This is a genomic window from Streptomyces sp. NRRL WC-3549 (assembly GCF_000721935.1).
Lineage (GTDB): Bacteria > Actinomycetota > Actinomycetes > Streptomycetales > Streptomycetaceae > Streptomyces.
In genome coordinates this window covers 10,203-13,684 of sequence record NZ_KL585450.1, presented here as the reverse complement: position 1 = coordinate 13,684, position 3,482 = coordinate 10,203, and the positions used below count along the sequence as shown (strand labels likewise).

The window sequence follows — 3,482 nt, the reverse complement described above, 5'->3', positions numbered from 1 at the left end:
AGGTTGAGGTCGCCAGTTCGAACCTGGTCGTCCGCTCTTGATCAAAGGCCCCGGTCGATAATCGACCGGGGCCTTTGTCGTACACGCCGGATGTCGTACTCGGCGGATGTCGTACACGCCGGATGTCGTACCCGGCGGCCGACCATGACGTTTGTCATGAGCAGTGATGACAGCGCGCACTGCTCGCGGCCGTGGTCCGGCGGAAGTCTTGCCTCATGACCAGCGACGACTTTTCTCCCGCCGGCGCCGCCATCGTGGCGGACGGGGTCCGGCGACGTTATGCGGGCGGCTTCGAGGCGGTGGCCGGCATCTCCTTCTCCGTGGCGCCCGGGGAACTCTTCGCCCTGCTCGGGACGAACGGCGCGGGCAAGACCTCCACGGTCGAGCTCCTGGAGGGGCTGGCCCGCCCGGACGGCGGGAGTGTGCGGGTGCTCGGCCACGATCCGTACCGTGAGCGCGCCGCCGTCCGCCCCCGGGTCGGCGTGATGCTCCAGGAGGGCGGCTTCCCCTCCGACCTGACCGTCACCGAGACGTTGCGCATGTGGGCGGGGTGCACCAGCGGGGCGAGGCCGTCGGCGGAGGTCCTCGACCTGGTGGGCCTGGCCGCCCGGGCCGGGGTCCGGGTCAAGCAGCTCTCCGGTGGCGAGCGCCGCCGTCTCGATCTGGCTCTGGCCCTGCTCGGCCGGCCCGAGGTGCTCTTCCTGGACGAGCCGACGACCGGGCTCGACGCCGAGGGGCGGCGCGAGACCTGGCGGCTGGTGCGGGAACTGCGCGAGGGCGGTACGACGGTCCTGCTGACCACGCACTACCTGGAAGAGGCCGAGACACTCGCCGATCGGCTGGCGATCATGCACCAGGGCCGGATCGTCACCTCGGGCACCGTCGCCGAGGTCACCGCCGAGCGTCCCGCCCGGATCCGCTTCGCCCTGCCGGCGGGCGTCCCGGCCGCCCGGCTCCCCCTGGCCCTGCGGGCGGCGGTGGACGGCCGGCGCGTCGACATCCGTACGCACGCGCTCCAGGAGTCGCTCCACACGCTCCTGTCCTGGGCCGGGGACGCGGACGTGGAGCTCATCGGGCTCGATGCCCGTTCCGCCTCGCTGGAGGAGGCGTTCCTCGACATCGCGCGGACACAGCACACGGAGAAGGAAAGGGTGACGGCATGACGGGCACCACGACGGCGGGCCGGCTGAACGCGCTCGGCCGGGCCGAGCTGACCCTCCTCGTCCGCAACAGGACCGCGGTCTTCATGGTCCTGCTGATGCCGGTGCTGCTGATCTTCGTCATGCGGTCCACGCTCCAGGAGATCGGTCTGGAGGAGTCCGGGCTGACCGTCGCCGGTGCGTCCCTCAGCGGCGGCATCGGCATGGTGCTGCTCCAGGTCGTCTACATGAACCTGGTCGCGGCCTACGTGGCCCGGCGCGAGGAGCTCGTCCTGAAGCGGCTGCGCACCGGGGAGGTCTCCGACCCGGAGATCCTGGTCGGGACGGCCCTCCCGGCGGTGCTGCTGGCCCTCGTGCAGTGCGCCCTGATCGTCGCCGTCGGCACGGCCGCCTTCGACCTCCCGGCCCCCCGGCGGCCCGAACTGCTGGTGCCGGCGCTGCTGCTCGGGTGCGTCCTGCTGACGGCGCTGGCCGCCGCCACCTCCGCGCTGACGCGCACGGTGCAGACCGCCCAGCTGACCACGCTGCCGCTGTTCCTCGTCTCGCTGCTGGGCTCCGGGCTCTTCGTCCCGCTGGACCTCCTCCCGGACACGGCCGCGTCGCTCTGCGAACTGCTTCCGGTCACGGGTGTGATGACGCTCGTCAGGGCCGGCTGGCTGGGAGGCGTGCCGGGTGGCGACGTACTCGGCGCGGCACTCACGGCGCTGGCCTGGACGGCGCTCGCGGTGTTTGCTGGGCAGCGGTGGTTCCGGTGGGACCCGCGACGCTGAGGTCCACGGGGACGGAGGGGGACACGACGGTGTGGGTGGGCGGGTGGCTGCGGAGGTGGAAGCGGCGCGACGGCTTCGACAAGATCGACCTCTACACGCGCGGCAGTATCCACTTCCTGATCTGGGGGATGGTCCTGTGCGAGGTACTGCTGTCGGTCACGCGGCCCGTACGGCACTCGGACGCCCCCGGAGCGCTGATCGCCGCCACGGTCCTGGCCGCGATCGGACAGGGCGTCTGTGCGGCGCCCCTGCTCAACCGGGCCCTCGACGGCTACCTCGGGCGGCGGCCCGTCGACCGGCGGATGCTCGTGCCGGCGGGCGCCCTCATGGCCCTGAACGCGGCCGGCCTGCTGGCGCTCGGCGGATACGCCGGCACGGAGGACTTCCCCCAACTCCAGATGGCCCTGGGCGGGGCGGGGCTGCCGTTCCTGATCTCCCTGGTCCTGGTCGTGCCGATGTGGCTCTGCGGTGTGAGCGCGGCGGTCGTCGCCGGGGCCATGGGCTGCGGTGCCCTGCTGGCAGGGGCGAGCGGCCCCTTCGCCCTCGGCACGTTCCTCGGTGTGGGCATCGGCGGCACGCTGATGGCCACGACCTCGCGGCTCTCCGCGTGGACCCTGGAGGTGATGCAGAAGCTCCGCGAGGCCCAGGACGTCGAGACCCGGCTGGCGGTCGCCGAGGAACGGCTCCGGTTCGGCCGGGACATGCACGACGTCCTGGGCCGGAACCTCGCGGTGATCGCGCTGAAGAGCGAACTCGCGGTGGAGTTGGCGCAACGGGGGAAGCCGGCGGCCGTGGACCAGATGACCGAGGTCCAGCGCATCGCCCGTGCGTCGCAGCAGGAGGTCCGCGACGTGGTGCGCGGCTACCGCGAGGTCGATCTGCGTACGGAACTCGCCGGTGCCCAGGGGGTGCTGGACGCTGCCGGGATCAGTTGCGCGGTGGAGGACGCGGGTCCGCTCCTCGGTGCACGGCTGCCCGCTCCCGTGCGCTCCGCGCTCGGCTGGGTCGTCCGGGAGGCGGCCACCAACGTCCTGCGGCACGGCGACCCCCGGCGGTGCTCCATCCGGCTCCTCGCGCAGGGGGGCACCGTACGGCTGGAGGTGGAGAACGACGGCGTGGCCCGGGAGGCGGTGGCCTCGCCGGACCGGGGCTCGGGGCTGTCGGGCCTGCGCGAGCGGCTGGGCGCGCTGGACGGCCGGCTGGAGGCCGGTCCGACGGGCGACGGCCGCTTCCGCCTGACCGCCACCGTCCCGCTGCCGTCGCCCCGTGCGGGCATGGCGTCCCCGCTGGAGGAACGACGATGACATCCGCACCCCGGCCCGCACCGGTCCGGATCCTGCTCGCCGACGACGAGCACCTGATCCGCGGCGCGCTGGCCGCCCTCCTCGCGCTGGAGGACGACCTCGTCCTGGTCGCCGAGGCGGCCACCGGCCCCGAGGCGCTCGCGATGGCCCTGGCCCACCGGCCCGACGTGGCCGTCCTGGACCTGGAGATGCCGGGCGCGGACGGTGTGAACGTCGCCACGTCGCTGCGGCTGTCTCTTATACACATC

General features: G+C 73.1%; 3 protein-coding genes and 1 pseudogene. All 4 read left to right on the top strand.

Annotation, left to right across the window (positions count from 1 at the left end):
• The first annotated feature begins 215 nt into the window (after positions 1 to 215).
• Positions 216 to 1,163 (top strand): ABC transporter ATP-binding protein, encoded by a 948-nt coding sequence (locus IH13_RS0135230; RefSeq protein ID WP_031091110.1) that lies wholly within the window; start codon positions 216 to 218, stop codon positions 1,161 to 1,163.
• Positions 1,160 to 1,930 (top strand): ABC transporter permease, encoded by a 771-nt coding sequence (locus IH13_RS0135225; protein WP_031091109.1) that lies wholly within the window; start codon positions 1,160 to 1,162, stop codon positions 1,928 to 1,930. The genes IH13_RS0135230 and IH13_RS0135225 overlap by 4 nt, the downstream gene beginning before the upstream one ends.
• Positions 1,912 to 3,234 (top strand): sensor histidine kinase, encoded by a 1,323-nt coding sequence (locus tag IH13_RS0135220; protein ID WP_324605218.1) that lies wholly within the window; start codon positions 1,912 to 1,914, stop codon positions 3,232 to 3,234. The genes IH13_RS0135225 and IH13_RS0135220 overlap by 19 nt, the downstream gene beginning before the upstream one ends.
• Positions 3,231 to 3,474, top strand: a pseudogene (locus tag IH13_RS0135215) (response regulator); the annotation flags it as partial. The gene IH13_RS0135220 and the pseudogene IH13_RS0135215, both read left to right, overlap by 4 nt.
• Between the last annotated feature and the right edge of the window lie 8 nt (positions 3,475 to 3,482).

What these genes read in the sequence shown, in the direction of transcription:
- IH13_RS0135225 (WP_031091109.1), top strand. Translation starts at nt 1,160, where the DNA reads ATGACGGGCACCACGACGGCGGGCCGGCTGAACGCGCTCGGCCGGGCC.
- IH13_RS0135230 (WP_031091110.1), top strand. Translation starts at nt 216, where the DNA reads ATGACCAGCGACGACTTTTCTCCCGCCGGCGCCGCCATCGTGGCGGAC.